The sequence below is a fragment of the Flexivirga endophytica genome, from assembly GCF_014640635.1.
Taxonomy (GTDB): Bacteria; Actinomycetota; Actinomycetes; order Actinomycetales; family Dermatophilaceae; genus Flexivirga; species Flexivirga endophytica.
In genome coordinates this window covers 382,607-397,316 of the sequence record NZ_BMHI01000005.1, presented here as the reverse complement: position 1 = coordinate 397,316, position 14,710 = coordinate 382,607, and the positions used below count along the sequence as shown (strand labels likewise).

Below are 14,710 nucleotides of genomic sequence, written 5' to 3'. Positions count from 1 at the left end.
CCTTGCGCATGACCCCGCGCCGCGTCCCGTTGCCGCGCCGGCCGCAGGTCTCGATCAGCTCGGTCGGGTTCGGCGCCGCGAGTCTGGGCAACCTCTATCACGCGATCTCCGACGAGCAGGCCCAACATACGTGTGCTGCCGTTGCCGCCGCGGGCATCACCTATGTCGACACCGCCCCGCACTACGGTCTCGGGCTGTCCGAGGAGCGCGTCGGCACCTGGGTGCGGGAGACGCCGGACGTGATGATCTCCACCAAGGTCGGTCGCGTCCTGGAGCCGCTCGACGCCCCGTGGTCACGTGACACCGAGGGTTTCGACGTGCCCGCCCGCTACCGCCGGGTGCGCGACTACTCAGCAGCGGGGATCCGCCGGAGCCTCGAGGACAGCCTGGTGCGACTCGGCGTGGACCACGTGCAGGTGGCGCTGCTGCACGACCCGGACGAGGTCTGGGAGCAGGCCGTGGAGCAGTCGATCCCCGAACTCGTCCGGTTGCGTGACGAGGGCCTGGTGGATGCCATCGGCGTCGGCATGAACCAGTCCGCGATGCTGACCGAATTCGTGCGGCGCTGCGACGTGGACGTCGTCATGTGTGCCGGCCGGTTCACGTTGCTCGACCAGTCGGCTGCGGCCGATCTGCTCCCTATCGCGCTCCAGCGTGAGGTCGCGGTGCTGGCCGCGGGCGTCTTCAACTCCGGCATCCTGACGCAACCGGAGCCGCCGGACGACGCGACCTACGACTACGAGCCTGCCGACCGTGGAATCATCGATCGGGCAAGGCGATTGGCGAGTGTATGCCGGGAGCACGGCGTGACACTTCCTGCGGCAGCCGTGCAGTTCCCACTGCTGCATCCCGCGGTGGCGAGCGTCGTCCTGGGCATGCAGTCCCCGCAGGAGGTCGCTGCGGATGCTGCGGCGGCGGGGAGCGCCATACCGCCCGAGTTGTGGCAGCAGCTCGTCCGCGAGGGGCTCCTCTCGGAGGCCGTGGCCGAGGTGCTGGCGTGACGACGATCGATGCGCATCAGCACCTGTGGGATCCACTGCTGCGAGACTACCCGTTCCTCGCCGGTGACGACCTCGCTCCGATCCGTCGACGCTACGACCTGGACGATCTGCGTCGCGTCGCAGCGGAGCTCGGCGTCGACCGGACCGTGCTCGTGCAGACGGTCGCCGATGAGCGTGAGACCCGGGAATTCCTCTCCACCGCAGCTGGATCCGATGGCCTGATCGTCGGTGTTGTCGGCTGGATCGACCTCACCGCCGACGATGTGGCCGACCGGCTCGAAGCACTCCGCGAGTCGCCCGGAGGCGAGCTGCTCGCCGGCGTCCGGCACCAGATCCAGGACGAACCCGATCCGGAATGGGCGCTGCGCCCGGAGGTGCTGCGCGCCATACAACGCATCGGCGCCGCGGGTTCGACCTTCGACCTGCTGGTGCAGACACCGCAGTGGCCTGCCGCGCTGGAACTCGCCCGTGCCTGCCCGGACACGCCCATCGTGCTCGATCATGCCGGGAAGCCACCTCTCGCGAGCGGTGCGCTGGAGGCCTGGTCCCAGTGGGTGCGCACGTTGGCCGAGCAGGACAACGTCATGGTCAAGCTCAGCGGATTGGTGACCGAAGCCGACTGGGATCATTGGCGATCAGCGGACCTGGCGCCGGTGGTCGACACGGTGCTGGACGCTTTCGGTCCGGGACGGGTGATGGTCGGCTCCGATTGGCCGGTGGCCGAACTCGCCGGCCCGGTCGAGCGCAGTTGGCGCACCATCACCGAGCTGGTGCGTTCACGCGCCGGCGAGGAACCACTCGGCGCGACTGCGCAACGGTTCTACTCACTCCCCCGCGACTGACGGTTCGGCCGCGGCGGCCCGACGCAACCAGTCCTCGACCCCCGCGATGTGTACGACGGCCGCTGCCGCGGCGACATCGGGCTGCCGGGCACGGAGTCCGGACAGGATCTGACGGTGCTCGCGGATGGTCTGCTCGGTGGCGCGTTGCTGGGTCAGCCCACGCCAGATGCGCGCGCGATGCGTCGGCCCGGCGATCGTCTCCAGCAACGAGGCGAGCACCGGGTTGCCCGATCCCTTGGCGATCGCGCGGTGGAAGACCAGGTCGGAGTCGACGAGCTCCTCGGGCGTCGGGTCATCCGGCAAGCTGTCCAGATGCGCTGCGAGCGCATCGATCTCGGCATCGGTCAGCTTCGCTGCGGCTGCGGCCGTGGCCGCCGGCTCCAGGATGCGGCGCACCTCCAGGAAGTGCAGCACGGTGTCGTCGTGGTGGAAGTCGACGACGAACTCCATGGCACTCAGCAGCAGCCGGGGCTCGAGACTGGTGACGTAGGTGCCGTCGCCTTGCCGCACGTCGAGCACATGGATCAGCGACAGCGCACGCACCGCTTCACGCAGCGAATTGCGCGACAGGCCGAGCCGCTCGGCGAGGTCTCCCTCGCGCGGCAGTTTCGCACCGGGAGTCAGCTCGCCGTCCATGATCATCTGCTTGATCCTGGTGATGGCGTCGTCGGTGACTGCCACGGAACCTCCCACGGTCGGTGTGCGCTGCTGGTGCACGCGTCGCACCAAGTATCGCGGATCCGTGTCCGCGCCCGGATTCACGCACCGCGGCAATCACAGGAGTCGGTAGTTGCCCACCATCAGCACGTCATCCCGTTGCGGCGGTGCCTCGACCCGACGCGGCAATTCCGCTCTGAACTCTTGGAATGCGGTCAGCGACGGCAACGGTGGTTCGCCGTCGGCGGCGGCCAGATGCAGGAAGGTGCTGTCCCCCAGTCGGAGCGTCGCGTAGCGGAACCCTTCGGGGGCGGAGTCGGCGAGTTCGTCATACACGGCCCGCACCAAGCGCTCGTTCTCGGCGATGTCCGCTGGATGAGTGGTGTACCGGATGGCTTGAAAGATGGTCATGCGCAGGTAGACCGGAGATCGCCGCCGCTTTCACCGGTGAAGATCGGGCTCGCGAGAAGTCGATACCAACAACTGAACTCGTGGAGGACCTCTCATGCAGATCACCGGACCGACCAAACCACGCGCATCACTCGGCTGGGTGCTGGTGCTCACCGCCGCAGCCGCCCTGGTGGTCGCACTGGACCAACTCGTCGTGGCAACGGCGCTGCAACGCATCCGAGCCGATCTGGGCGCCTCGATGAGCTCCCTCGAATGGACCGTCAATGCGTTCAGCCTCAGCTTCGCCGCGCTCCTGCTGCCGGCGTCCGACCTGGGCGATCGTCTCGGCCACAAGCGGGTCTACCTGACGGGCCTGATCGTCTTCGCGGTCGCATCCGCGTCCTGCGCGCTCGCTCCGGACGTGGGGGTGCTGATCGCGGCACGCGTCATACAGGGTGCCGGCGCGGCGCTGATCTCCCCCGCGTCACTGACCCTGCTGACCAGGGCGACGCCCGTCGCGAAGCGGGGAGCCGCGATGGGCCTGTATGCCGCGGTCATGGGCCTGGCCGTCGTCGGTGGCCCATTGGTCGGCGGCGCGGTCGCACAGGGCATCGCCTGGCAGTGGATCTTCTGGATCAACCTGCCGGTCATCGCCCTCGTACTACCGCTCGCCGCGGTTAAGCTCGGCGAGGTCAAGGGCACACCGTCCGGTCCGGATCCGGTCGGCCTGCTGTTGTCCGCGGCCTCCATGTGCGCGATCGTCTGGGCGCTGGTCCGCTCCGGCCCCGCAGGCTGGTCCAGCACGGAAGTGTTGGGCACCCTGATCGGTGGAGGTGTGCTGTTGATGTTGTTCATCGGGTGGGAGCTACGCCGGGTCGAGCCGATGCTGCCGGTACGCATCTTCGCGAACCGGGAGTTCGCCGCGGCGAACGTCTCCGCTCTGCTGCTGACAGCATCGCTCTTCGGCACCGTCTTCTTCCTCGCCCAATATCTCCAGGTGGGGCTCAGCTACTCACCGCTGGATGCTGGTCTGCGATTCCTGCCGTGGACCGTCCTGCTCTTCATCGTCGCACCCCTGGCAGGACGGTTTCAGGACCGTGTCGGCGCCCGACGGCTGATCTCGGTCGGGCTGCTGCTGCAGGGTCTGGGCATGGGGTGGATCGCGGTGACCGCACACCAGCACGAGTCGTATGGCGCCACGGCCGTCGGCCTGGTGATCTCCGGTTTCGGGACCTCGCTCGCGATGCCCGCGCAACAGGCGACCGCGATGAGCTCCACACCGTCGTCCTCAATGGGCAAGGCGGCCGGCACTTTCAACGTGCTGCGACAGGTGGGCGGAGCGCTGGGCATCGCGGTTCTCGCAGCAGTCTTTGCAGCGCACGGAAGTGACCGGACCCCAACGCAATTCGCGTCCGGATTCGCTGCGGCCATGGTCGCCGCTGGTGTTCTGGCCGGTCTCGGCGCACTGTGTGCGCTCTTCGTGCCGACTCGGCCCGGACGGACTGACGCGGGCAACGCTCCCGAGGTCGCGGTGGAAGACCTGACAATCGGTCCGAAGGAGAACCTCGGTGTCCGTTGACAATCGACCGGACGAAGCCTTCGCCGAACTCGCCGACCCTTATCGCCGCGAACTCCTGGCGCACTGCTACCGGATGGTCGGATCTGTGCATGACGCCGAGGATCTCGTGCAGGAAACGTTGCTGCGGGCCTGGCGCGGTTATCCGCGATTCGACGGGCGCTCGTCGCTACGGACCTGGCTCTACCGCATCGCCACGAACACCTGCCTGACCGCGCTCGGAAGCAGCAACCGACGAGTGCTCCCTTCCGGTCTCGGCTCGGGCACCGATGACTCGGAGCATGCCCAGTTGAGACGGCTGGAGACCGTGGACTGGCTGGAGCCGGCCCCCACAGCCGCCCTGACGGCCAATCCCAGCGACCCGGATGCCGTGGTCGCGCTGCAGGAGAGCACCCGACTGGCGCTCATCGCAGCCTTCCAGACACTGCCGGCGCGCCAGCGCGCTGTGCTGATCCTGGTCGATGTCGCGGCATACAGTCCGGCCGAGGCGGCCGACCTCCTGTCGATCACGGTGACCGCCGCCCGCAGCTTGTTGCAACGTGCCAGGGACACGATCCACGCCCGCCGGCCCTCCATGGGTGGGACCACCACAGGCCCGACGCCCGATGAGGCCGTGCTGGGACGCTACCTGCAGGCTTTCGAGTCCGCGGACATCGCACTACTCACCGAGTTGCTGCGCGCGGACGTCGAGTACGAGATGCCTCCCCACCCGGTGTGGTTCGTCGGCCGGGAAGCGGTGCTGGATCACCATCGACGACGCGTCTTCCACGAACCATCGCGAGCGCTGCCCACCTCCGCGAACGGCTTGCCTGCCCTCGCCACCTACAGCCCGTCGGCCGGCGGCAGTTTCACCGCGCACGCGATCCACGTGATCGAATCGGAGGACGGGGCGATCTCCCGAGTCACCGTCTTCCTGGACGCGGGACTCTTCGACAGCTTCTCGTTGCCCCACACACTGTGGGCCCGATGAGGAGGGGACCGACATGACCACCCGCCTCACGTTGCAACAATTCGCCGAATGGGGCGCACGGCTTCGAATTCGGTGAATAATCGAGGAAAGTCACGGAATCGCGGCTATTCGTCATAATATGTCGCCATACGATCTTTGCGTCTTTACTGCTTTTTGCAATTTATATACGGGTGATGCATGGCCACTGCTAAACCTTCCGCATGCATCCATTGATACTGCGCTTTGCAGCCCCGAAAACTCTCCTGGTCACCGGAGCAGCCGCCACTCTCGCCATTGCGTCGGCCTCAACGGCATACGCCGCCGACCTGGACACCAGCGCCACCGTGAGCACGAGCCTCAGCGCTCCGTCGATCGTCTCGGTCGGCGACAATTCCTTCACCATCTCGATCACCGCCACCGGGAATCTGCCGAGCGCTCGGTCAGGGACGGCAACCGTCACGACGAAGTACTTCATGGCTGCCGACGGCACCATCACCGCTTCGACGAACACCGCCGACCTGCAGACCCTCCACTTCTCGCCCGGCACCAACTACAGCAGTGACTGCACCCAGCCCAGTCCGGCGCTCGGCTGCTCCACGAACCCGTTCGTGGTGACGGCAGACCTGGTCGTCGCAGCAGGGACGCCGGGCGGGTCCACGGGGACACTGACCGTCGCGGGCACCGGAAGCCAAGGGTTGACGGCGGACACCTCGCCGGCCGTCGGCTACGTGAAGGTCGCCGACAGCAACCACGCGCCGACCGCGCCGGGCGCTCCGACACTCGACGCCTCGTCCACGACGCCGAACAACACCGGGGCCTTCACGATCGCCTGGGCCGCTGCCACCGACCCGGACGTAGGTGACGTCGTCACCTACGCGCTGCAAAAGCGCGACGCCGACGACACGAACTGGACGGACGTCGCAACCGGCCTCACGGCGAACTCCTACTCATTCACCGGCGAGGCCGAGGGCAGCTGGCGCTACCAGGTGCAGGCGACCGACAACCACGGCGCGACCAGCGCGTTCGCCATCGACGGCACTCCGGTCGTAGTCGTCGACGAGACCGCGCCGAATTCGCCTACCGCATCGACGGATTCGGCGCCGGCATACACCGATGGCACCGGGAACAACTGGTACAAGGACAGCGTCACGGTGTTGTTCGCCGCTGCTGGTGACGCGAACCTGACGGATGGCAGTGCGGGCAGCGGAGTCGCGTCCGTCACCCCGTCAGAGTCGTTCAGCTCCACCGGCGTGTTCCACGCACAGGGACACGCCACCGACCACGCCGGTAACTCGTCCGCAGAGGCCTCCCTGGACGGGTATGTCGATGCGACGGCCCCAACGGTGGAGGCGAACTGCCCCACGAACGTCGTGCTCAACGACTCGACCGCGACAGCCTCGTGGACCGCGTCCGACGTCGGTTCGGGTCTCGCCACCGCCTCCTCCGGCTCGGTCCCGCTCGACACCTCGACGGTCGGCGATCACACCGTCGCCGTCCCCGCCGGGACTGCGGCCGACAACGTCGGGCACCTGAGCGGTGCGGCGCAATGCAGCTATCACGTGGGTTACGCCTTCGGCGGGTTCCTGCAGCCGATCAACGACACCGCGCACTTCGTCGGTCAGACCACGAGCGTCTTCAAGGCAGGTTCCACCATCCCGGTGAAGTTCCAGCTGTTCGACGCGAACGGGACCCCGGTCCAGGCGGCCGTGGCGCCGAGCTGGCTGACGCCGGCGAAGGGTTCGGCGCTCGCCTCGACCGTCACCGTCGACGAGTCGACATACCTTGCCACCGCCTCATCGGGCTCGGTGTTCAAGTGGGATGCGACGAGCCAGCAGTACATCTACAACTACAAGACGGACAAGAGCCAGAGCGGCAACTACTGGCGCATCGGGGTCGCGCTCGATGACGGCAGCACGATCTTCGTCAGCGTTGCGCTGAAGTAATCGATCAATCCGTCCGGGAAAAACACTGGCCCGAACGTCATACCCGAGAGGCCACGCCGAGCATCGAACTCGGCGTGGCCTCTTCGGTGCGCTGTGCAGTTGAGTCCAGAAGAACGAGAAAAGGGACCAGGCAAGAAATGCCTGGTCCCTTTTTGGCGATCTGGTGGAGCATAGGGGATTCGAACCCCTGACCTCTTCCATGCCATGGAAGCGCGCTACCAACTGCGCCAATGCCCCAGAGTGGGTGTCGATCCGGAGAACCGGCGACCGACATACTGTAGCCAGCGAGTAGCTGCTGGACCAAATCGGGCTCGACCGGCGAGCGTCAACCCACGGGCGCGGCGGCGTCCTCCGCAGCCAGGTCACGCTTCCAGGTGCGGAACCCCTCCTCGGTGCGGCCGTGGCGCCAGTAGCCCGAGATCGACGCCAACGCCGCCGGGACGCCACGCTCCTTGCGCAGGTAGGGACGCAGCCGCCGCATGATGACCTCGGCCTCGCCGTGCGCGAAGACCTGGACCACACCGTCCGGCCACGGCGCGGACAGGACCGCCTCGGCGAGCGGCGAGTGATCGTCACCGACCCGACGCACCCAGTGCACCTCGAAGCCCTCCGGAAGTGGCAGCGTCACCTCGTCGGAAGCCTCACCGGTCTCGGCATACACCACCCCTCGTGCGGCCGCAGGCATCGCCCGCAGCGCCGCGCTGATCGCCGGCAGCGCGGTCTCGTCGCCGATCAGGAGATGGAAGTCGGCATCGGTGCTCGGTGCATAGCCACCGCCGGGGCCCATCATCGGCAGTTCGTCCCCCGGCTGCGCCTTCGTAGCCCACGGACCTGCGACGCCCTCATCACCATGTATGACGAAATCGACTGCGAACCGGTGCTTCTCGACGTCGACCTGCTGGATCGTGTAGGTCCGCAGCACGGGTTGCGCAGTGGGTGGAAACATCTCCTGCACCACGCCAAGATCGAGCGGTCGCGGGTAGTCGACGCCGGGCTGCAGGAACACCAACTTCACGTAGGCGTCGGTGTGAGCGCTGGCGGCGATCGCCGTGAAACCGTCGCCGGCGAACCAGACGCGGATCAGGTGTGGGGTGATCGTCTCGGTCGAGACGACGTGCAGGGCGTGCGGCACACGACTGCGTGGCATGCAGTGACTCCTCAAGTTTAGGTGAACCTAAGTTACCAGCGACCTGCCGAGCCAGTGCCGGAGGCCGGCGCGATCTATTTCGCTCCGCGACCTCGCCGAACGGGTCTGACGCCGGTCAGGACTTTGCGGGGCGCTTGCGCACGTAGACCTGCCGGCGGACGCGTGCCACCACGGTGCCGTCATCCAGCGTCAGGTCGGTCTCGAACCAGTGCAGCACCTTCTGACCGGACTCGGCCTCGGCACGGATCTGCTCGGCCACCTCACGCGGCACCTCGAAACGCCCGTGCACGGTCGACACACCCGGACTGAGGTAGTCGATCTCGGCCTTGGTGTCCCAGACGTAGTAGCCCTTGCCGAGCTGGTTCCACAGCAGCAGCGCGAAGAACGCGTCGGACATCGAGCCGATCGACCCGCCGAACGCCGTGCCCTGCTGGTTGCGGTTGAAGCGGCTCAGCCGCAACTCGGTGCGACACACCGTCCAGTCGTCGGAGAACTCACGAACCCGGATGCCGGCCCCGAGCAACGGCGGGTAGAGGCTCATCGCCCGTGCGAACCACCGCGGTGCGATGGTGCGGCGGCCGCCGAACTTCGAGGACTTCTTGTCGTTCATCGGGACATCGCTCCTGGTGTGGCGAGCGGCGCCCGCCGAAGGTTCCAGCCGGCCAGTTGCCAGCCGTCGCCGTGCTCGACGAGTTGCGCCCAGTGGCAATTGCCCATGCCCTGGAACGACCGCATCGCGATCTGTTGCGGTATGCCGGTCAGCGACGCACACAGCGCGCGTGCGGCGAAGCCATGCGTCGCGATGACCGCGGTCTCACCGGGTCGCATGGTCGCGACCACCTCGTGCGCAGCCTGCGTGACGCGTTCGGCCACCTCCACCACCGTCTCGCCGGTCTCGCCACGACGCACGTCCTCACCGGCCGCCAACCGGGCGAGGGTGTCGGCGTGCTCGACGCGGATCTCCGGGGTCGTCAGGCCGGCCCAGTTGCCGACATTGATCTCCCGGAAACGCTTGTCGAACGCCACGGGCGTGCCGGAGATCTCCGACAGGCTCCGCGCAGTGTCCGCGGCGCGGCTCAGGTCGGACGCCACGATCTGCGAAATCTCCATCCCCGCAAGGAGTTCCGCGGAGTCGGCGGCCTGCTCGCGGCCACGCTCGGACAGCGGCGCGTCGAACTGACCCTGCCACTTGCCGGCGGCGTTGTAGGTGGTCTCACCGTGGCGCCATACGACCAGACGGCGCGGTGGGGTGGAGTTCACTCGGTGAGGTCGATGGTCGGGCAGTCGCGCCACAACCGCTCGAGGGCGTAGAACTCGCGCTCCTCGTCGTGTTGCACGTGCACGATGATTTCGTCGAAATCGACCAACACCCATCGGTCTTCGCGGTTACCTTCGCGGCGGATGGGCTTGCTCCCCAACTCGTGCAGGCGCTCCTCGATGGCGTCGACGATCGCAGACACCTGTCGCTCGGTCTCGCCGGAGACGACGAGGAAGACGTCGGTCAGCCCGAGTTGGTCGCTGACGTCGATCGCAACGACCGAGGTCGCCTGTTTGTCCTCCGCCGCGGCGGCTGCGGCCCTGGCCAGATCGATGGCCCGTGCGGTCGCGGTCACCCTTACGCCTCCTTCACTTCGCCGGCTTCCGGCTTGTAGAGCTGGTATTTGCCGATGTATTGCACGACACCGTCCGGCACGAGGTACCAGACCGGCTCGTCGTCGACGACGCGTTGGCGGCAGTCCGTGGAGCTGATCGCCATCGCGGGGACCTCCATCAGCCGGACGTGATCGGGCGGCAGTCCCTTGTCGGACAGCACGTGCCCGGGCCGGGTCACCCCGATGAACTGCGCGAGCGGCCACATCTGCTCGACGCCGCGCCAGGACAGGATCTGGGCGAGCGCGTCCGCACCGGTGATGAAGAACAACTCGGCATCCGGACGCTGCTCCCGAAGGTCGGTCAGCGTGTCGACCGTGTAGGTGGGTCCGGGCCGGTCGATGTCGACGCGGCTGACGGTGAACCGTGGGTTGGACGCGGTCGCGATGACCGTCATGAGGTAGCGGTGCTCGGCGGAGGTGACGCCGCGGCCTTCCTTCTGCCACGGCTGGCCGGTGGGGACGAACACCACTTCGTCGAGGTCCAGGCGCGCCTGGACCTCGCTGGCTGCAACCAGGTGGCCGTGGTGGATGGGGTCGAACGTGCCGCCCATCACGCCCAGCCGGATGGTCAGTGCTCCTTCTCGCCTTCGGCGCCGTCGCTCAGGTTGGCGGCGGTGTTGCGGAAGGTCCACAGAATGCCGAGCAACAGCAGGAACACGGCGAACGCGATCAAGCCGTAGAGGATGTGCGGCATCGGCAGGTGATTCTCCTCCAGCTTGGGCACGGTGGAGTCTGTTGCGATCTGGACCAGGGACGACCTCATGGCGGACAGCCTATCGGGTATGGCGGGAGCTTCTCGCACCGACGGGCGTCCGGCCGGAGACCGTCAGCGCGTCTGCCCGTCGCCCTCGACGACCCACTTGGTACTGGTGAGTTCCTGCAGGCCCATCGGCCCGCGGGCGTGCAGCTTCTGGGTGGAGATGCCGATCTCGGCGCCGAAGCCGAACTCGCCGCCATCGGTGAACCGTGACGACGCGTTGACCGTCACCACGGCCGCGTCCACCTGCGCCACGAACGCGCGGGCGGCCGCCCGGTCACCGGTGACGATGACCTCTGTGTGGCCCGAGCCGTAACGGTCGATGTGCGCGATCGCCGCATCCAGGTCGTCGACGACGGCGACGCTCATCTCCAGGTCGAGATATTCGGCGGCGAAGTCGGCCTCCGTCGCCGGTGCGTATGGCGTGCTGCTCCGTCCCGCGATCTCCGAAGCGCGCCCGTCGGTGTGCAGCGCGACCTGTGCGGAGGTCAGGGCGTCATACAACTGCGGGAGGACGGTGTCGGCGATGTCACGGTGCACGAGCAGCGACTCCGCGGCGTTGCACACGCTCGGCCGGTGCGTCTTGGAGTTGAGCACGATCGCGACAGCCTGCTCGACGTCCGCGGCGGCGTCGACATAGACGTGACAGTTGCCGACGCCGGTCTCGATGACCGGCACGGTGGCGCCCTGAACGACCGCCTGGATCAGCCGGTCGCTGCCGCGCGGGATGACCAGATCGATCAGCCCGCGCGCGGTGATCAGAGCATCGACATCCTCGTGGCCGCCGTCCAGCAGCTGCACGGCATCGGCGGGGATCCCTTGCGTTTGCAAGGCGTTCCGCAGCACGTCGACGATGACGCGGTTGGTGTCGGCGGCGGCCGAGCCGCCGCGCAGGATCATCGCGTTGCCGCTCTTGAGGCCGAGTCCGGCGGCGTCGACAGTGACGTTGGGACGGGCTTCGTAGACCATCCCGATAACACCCATCGGCACGCGGACCTGACGCAGTTGCAGGCCGTTGGCCAGCGTCGAACCGCGCACGACGTCGCCGATCGGGTCGGGCAGGCCGGCGAGTTGGCGCAGTGCCTCGGCGATCCCGGACACGCGGTCCGGAGTCAGCCGCAGGCGGTCCTGCAGGCCCTCCGGCATACCGGACTCGCGCCCGCGCAGCAGGTCCGAGTCGTTGGCCGCGACGATGCGGCCGGTCGCGGTCAACAGCGCATCGGCGAGCGCGTGCAGCGCAGCGTCCTTGTCTGCGCGGGTCAGCACTGCGAGTTGCTTGGCCGCGACCTTCGCCGCTCCCCCGGCCTCGTGGACGCGGGTCACCGCGTCGGCAGCGGTGTGCTGATCGATCGTGCTCGTCATACCTTCAGGGTACGAGCGACCAGACCCCCCGCGTCACCCCATCCTGGGCTGTGGACAGGATGGGATGACGCCGAGCGGGGATCCGATCTACGGGTATGACGTCAGTGCGCTTCATCGAGCCGGCGGCGCTGGTCCCCGCTCAGTTCGAGGTCCACCGCTGCCAGCGCCTCCTCGAGCTGCGCGAGCGAGGAGACCCCTACCAGCGGCACGACCGGCAACTCGCCACCCAACATCCAGGCCAGAACGACCTGGTTCCGGGTCGCTCCCGTCTCGTTGGCGACGCCGGCGAGCGCGGCCAGCCGGTGCGGCGTGCCAGGGTGGTCATAGGCCTCGTCCAGCGGCTTGTCGTCTCGGACGTAGCCGCCGCCCAGAAGTGGCGAATAGCCGACCAGGGTCGTACCCTCCTCGGCGCGCAGGTAGCTGAGCACCGAGCCGTCCGCAATGCCGAACTCACCGTCCTGTCCGAACCTCGGATCGCCGATGTCGGTGCGCATCCGGAGATAGGTGTGGTGGTACTGGAACACGTCGGCCCGCGCTACGCCATCGGCGTCCGCCAGACGTCTGGCCCGCTCGAGCTGCCAGACCCAGAAATTGCTCAGGCCGAGCAGGCCCACGGTGCCGTCGGCGACCAGCTCGCCGAATCCGGCGACGGTGTCGGCCAGTGGGGTGTCGTGCCAGAGGTCCGGGATATGGGCGTAGTAGAGGTCGATCCGGTCCACCCCCAGACGTTCTCGACTGCGTTCGGCCTGCTCGCGCAGCACCTCCGGTGCCAACCCCTCGGCACGATCCGTCGGACCGTTCGTCGGCGTTGTCGGCCGGCCGCCGACCTTGGTGGCGATCACCATCTCGTCGTTGACGCCGCGGGCGCGCCGCCAGCGGCCGAGCAGCGCTTCGCTCTCACCGCCCAGGGTCCCGTTGACCCAGTACGCATAGTTGTTCGCAGTGTCGATGAACGAGCCGCCCGCCTCGGCGAACCGGTCCAGGATCGCGTATGACGTCGCCTCGTCCGTCGTGGTGCCGAAGCGCATCGCACCCAGCGCCAGGACGCTCACGGTCCGCGCCGTGGCGGGGTCGGATCCGATCGTTGTGTATCGCATGCGATCACACCTCTTGTGTGGGCGCGGGCACCGTCATCGCTGCCCGGTCGAGGGCCGTCACCCGCGCGGTTGCCGTGCCAGTGGCGACAACGCCGTCGGCGTCCTGCAACGTCGCCTCGAGGAATGCCAGTTGCCCCTCTCGGTGGACCACGCTACCGCGACCGACGAGCCGGCCCGGCCGTGTCGGCCGCAAGAAGCTGGTCTTCAGCTCCAGCGTGCTCTGGAACTCCTCCGCGTCCAGCGTGGCGAGCAGTGCCGGGCCGACGGTGTCGAAGACCATCGCAGCCAGGAACCCGCCGAGCACCTCACCCGCCGGGTTGGTGAACGATTCGGTCGCGGTGAACGCGATCTCTATCCAGCCGGCCCCGGGGTCGGCGTCGATGAACTCGAACCCCAGGGTCGACGCGGCAGGGGGCATCGGAGCCCGCCCTGTCATGCCGTCCCAGAACACACCCGTTCGCTCTCCGATGCTCCGCATGCGGGGACGATACGGAAACCCACCGGGCCTGTGATTGAACGAAATTCACCTGCCCGACCGGCGGACGAGCGAGGCCGGCGTCGTGCCGGCGAACTCACCGAAGTCACGGATCAGATGTGCCTGGTCGGCGTAACCGCACTCGGCGGCCAGGCGTGCCCAATCCGGCTGGACGCCCCCCGCGATGCGACCCAGGGCCCGCTCGAACCGGATCAGCCGCGCCGCACGTTTCGGCGTGATGCCGACCTCCTGCCGGAATCGGGTGATCAGGTGCTTGTGGCTCCAGCCGATGTCACGACAGATGGTGCGGATGGGGACCGAGCCGCCACTGGCCGTCAGCTCGTGCCACGCGTAAGCGACATCGCCGCTCACACTCGGCGCTGCGTCCACTCGGCCGAGCAGGAACCGGTCGACCGCGTCGAAGCGGGCCCGCCAGGTCGTGGCGTCGCGCACTGTGCTGCCGAGCCGCCGCCCCTCGGGGCCGAGGACCTCACCGAGGTTCACCAACCGCCCGGCCACATGATGCATGGGGATCCCGAAAACCCGGTATGCACCCAGCGGGGTCAGATCCGCCTGCAGATAGCGCGGCGCACAGCCGCTCTCGATCGTGGTGGGGCGGTCGGTTGCGCCGTGCACGAACTCGGGCGGGCGAAGCGCCGAATCCTCCACCTTGAGTACGAATTGCACCGACGTGTGTGCGGGCAGGACGAACTCGGCCATCCGGTCCGGCTGTAACGTCCACCCGCAGTAACCGCCGGCCACGATCGAACGCAGCCGCGGGTCCGGCGCGCCGGTGACGGCAGCCGAGTCATGCCCTCCAACCGACGTCGACGCCATTCACCAAGTATGCCGTCGCGGCATA

Annotated in this window: 17 protein-coding genes and 1 tRNA gene; 5 read left to right on the top strand and 13 right to left on the bottom strand. The window is 67.8% G+C overall.

The window, feature by feature from the left end; translation table 11 throughout:
* Positions 1-8: 8 nt before the first annotated feature.
* Together IEX71_RS17175 and IEX71_RS17170 are read left to right on the top strand one after the other, a co-directional pair.
* On the top strand, positions 9-1,001 hold the full coding sequence (locus tag IEX71_RS17175; protein ID WP_188838253.1) for an aldo/keto reductase: 993 nt from the start codon (positions 9-11) through the stop codon (positions 999-1,001).
* A complete protein-coding gene (locus IEX71_RS17170) occupies positions 998-1,843 on the top strand; it encodes an amidohydrolase family protein (RefSeq protein ID WP_188838252.1) in 846 nt (281 codons plus the stop codon). Before IEX71_RS17175 ends, IEX71_RS17170 begins: the two co-directional genes overlap by 4 nt.
* Here the strand turns inward: IEX71_RS17170 and IEX71_RS17165 are convergent.
* Positions 1,826-2,524, bottom strand: coding sequence for a FadR/GntR family transcriptional regulator (locus tag IEX71_RS17165; protein ID WP_188838251.1), 699 nt, complete (start codon positions 2,522-2,524; stop codon positions 1,826-1,828). The genes IEX71_RS17170 and IEX71_RS17165 overlap by 18 nt on opposite strands.
* A 93-nt stretch (positions 2,525-2,617) precedes the next feature.
* Positions 2,618-2,911: a hypothetical protein gene (locus tag IEX71_RS17160; RefSeq protein WP_229749825.1), complete on the bottom strand. Its 294-nt coding sequence runs from the start codon at positions 2,909-2,911 to the stop codon at positions 2,618-2,620.
* A gap of 94 nt (positions 2,912-3,005) precedes the next feature.
* Between IEX71_RS17160 and IEX71_RS17155 the strand changes: the two genes are divergently transcribed.
* The 3 genes from IEX71_RS17155 to IEX71_RS17145 all read left to right on the top strand — a co-directional run bounded on the left by IEX71_RS17155 (position 3,006) and on the right by IEX71_RS17145 (position 7,358).
* Positions 3,006-4,469 (top strand): DHA2 family efflux MFS transporter permease subunit, encoded by a 1,464-nt coding sequence (locus IEX71_RS17155; RefSeq protein WP_188838250.1) that lies wholly within the window; start codon positions 3,006-3,008, stop codon positions 4,467-4,469.
* Positions 4,459-5,436 (top strand): RNA polymerase subunit sigma-70, encoded by a 978-nt coding sequence (locus IEX71_RS17150; protein WP_188838249.1) that lies wholly within the window; start codon positions 4,459-4,461, stop codon positions 5,434-5,436. Before IEX71_RS17155 ends, IEX71_RS17150 begins: the two co-directional genes overlap by 11 nt.
* Positions 5,437-5,636: 200 nt before the next feature.
* Positions 5,637-7,358, top strand: coding sequence for a PxKF domain-containing protein (locus IEX71_RS17145; RefSeq protein ID WP_188838248.1), 1,722 nt, complete (start codon positions 5,637-5,639; stop codon positions 7,356-7,358).
* Between the two features lie 161 nt (positions 7,359-7,519).
* On the opposite strand, the gene IEX71_RS17140 is transcribed toward IEX71_RS17145, so the two are convergent.
* The 11 genes from IEX71_RS17140 to IEX71_RS17090 all read right to left on the bottom strand — a co-directional run bounded on the left by IEX71_RS17140 (position 7,520) and on the right by IEX71_RS17090 (position 14,685).
* Positions 7,520-7,595: transfer RNA gene (locus tag IEX71_RS17140), tRNA-Ala, on the bottom strand.
* A gap of 88 nt (positions 7,596-7,683) precedes the next feature.
* The gene (locus tag IEX71_RS17135; RefSeq protein WP_188838247.1) at positions 7,684-8,505 is read right to left on the bottom strand and encodes a siderophore-interacting protein; all 822 of its coding nucleotides are present in this window, start codon (positions 8,503-8,505) and stop codon (positions 7,684-7,686) included.
* A 115-nt stretch (positions 8,506-8,620) separates the two neighbouring features.
* The gene (locus tag IEX71_RS17130) at positions 8,621-9,115 is read right to left on the bottom strand and encodes a DUF4442 domain-containing protein (protein WP_188838246.1); all 495 of its coding nucleotides are present in this window, start codon (positions 9,113-9,115) and stop codon (positions 8,621-8,623) included.
* Positions 9,112-9,765, bottom strand: coding sequence for a histidine phosphatase family protein (locus IEX71_RS17125; protein WP_229749824.1), 654 nt, complete (start codon positions 9,763-9,765; stop codon positions 9,112-9,114). The genes IEX71_RS17130 and IEX71_RS17125 overlap by 4 nt, the downstream gene beginning before the upstream one ends.
* Complete coding sequence (rsfS, locus tag IEX71_RS17120; RefSeq protein WP_188838244.1) at positions 9,762-10,118, bottom strand: ribosome silencing factor; 357 nt, start codon at positions 10,116-10,118, stop codon at positions 9,762-9,764. Before rsfS ends, IEX71_RS17125 begins: the two co-directional genes overlap by 4 nt.
* Before the next feature lie 2 nt (positions 10,119-10,120).
* Positions 10,121-10,723 carry a nicotinate-nucleotide adenylyltransferase gene (gene nadD / locus IEX71_RS17115; RefSeq protein WP_268235973.1) on the bottom strand — a complete coding sequence of 201 codons (603 nt, stop codon included), beginning with the start codon at positions 10,721-10,723 and terminating at the stop codon, positions 10,121-10,123.
* Positions 10,724-10,725: 2 nt separating this feature from the next.
* Positions 10,726-10,920, bottom strand: coding sequence for a hypothetical protein (locus IEX71_RS17110; RefSeq protein ID WP_188838242.1), 195 nt, complete (start codon positions 10,918-10,920; stop codon positions 10,726-10,728).
* 63 nt (positions 10,921-10,983) lie between these two features.
* Complete coding sequence (locus tag IEX71_RS17105) at positions 10,984-12,276, bottom strand: glutamate-5-semialdehyde dehydrogenase (protein ID WP_188838241.1); 1,293 nt, start codon at positions 12,274-12,276, stop codon at positions 10,984-10,986.
* 101 nt (positions 12,277-12,377) lie between these two features.
* On the bottom strand, positions 12,378-13,373 hold the full coding sequence (locus IEX71_RS17100; RefSeq protein ID WP_188838240.1) for an aldo/keto reductase: 996 nt from the start codon (positions 13,371-13,373) through the stop codon (positions 12,378-12,380).
* Between the two features lie 4 nt (positions 13,374-13,377).
* On the bottom strand, positions 13,378-13,851 hold the full coding sequence (locus tag IEX71_RS17095; RefSeq protein ID WP_188838239.1) for a PaaI family thioesterase: 474 nt from the start codon (positions 13,849-13,851) through the stop codon (positions 13,378-13,380).
* A gap of 45 nt (positions 13,852-13,896) precedes the next feature.
* Entirely contained in the window at positions 13,897-14,685 is a 789-nt protein-coding gene (locus IEX71_RS17090; protein ID WP_188838238.1) for a helix-turn-helix domain-containing protein, read from the bottom strand.
* Between the last annotated feature and the right edge of the window lie 25 nt (positions 14,686-14,710).

Bases quoted from the DNA above. Each gene is read 5' to 3' on its own strand.
- IEX71_RS17135 (WP_188838247.1), bottom strand. From the start codon at position 8,505: ATGCCACGCAGTCGTGTGCCGCACGCCCTGCACGTCGTCTCGACCGAG.
- IEX71_RS17145 (WP_188838248.1), top strand. From the start codon at position 5,637: ATGCATCCATTGATACTGCGCTTTGCAGCCCCGAAAACTCTCCTGGTC.
- IEX71_RS17130 (WP_188838246.1), bottom strand. From the start codon at position 9,115: ATGAACGACAAGAAGTCCTCGAAGTTCGGCGGCCGCCGCACCATCGCA.
- IEX71_RS17110 (WP_188838242.1), bottom strand. From the start codon at position 10,920: ATGAGGTCGTCCCTGGTCCAGATCGCAACAGACTCCACCGTGCCCAAG.
- IEX71_RS17090 (WP_188838238.1), bottom strand. From the start codon at position 14,685: ATGGCGTCGACGTCGGTTGGAGGGCATGACTCGGCTGCCGTCACCGGC.
- IEX71_RS17100 (WP_188838240.1), bottom strand. From the start codon at position 13,373: ATGCGATACACAACGATCGGATCCGACCCCGCCACGGCGCGGACCGTG.
- IEX71_RS17155 (WP_188838250.1), top strand. From the start codon at position 3,006: ATGCAGATCACCGGACCGACCAAACCACGCGCATCACTCGGCTGGGTG.
- IEX71_RS17095 (WP_188838239.1), bottom strand. From the start codon at position 13,851: ATGCGGAGCATCGGAGAGCGAACGGGTGTGTTCTGGGACGGCATGACA.
- IEX71_RS17160 (WP_229749825.1), bottom strand. From the start codon at position 2,911: ATGACCATCTTTCAAGCCATCCGGTACACCACTCATCCAGCGGACATC.
- IEX71_RS17175 (WP_188838253.1), top strand. From the start codon at position 9: ATGACCCCGCGCCGCGTCCCGTTGCCGCGCCGGCCGCAGGTCTCGATC.
- IEX71_RS17105 (WP_188838241.1), bottom strand. From the start codon at position 12,276: ATGACGAGCACGATCGATCAGCACACCGCTGCCGACGCGGTGACCCGC.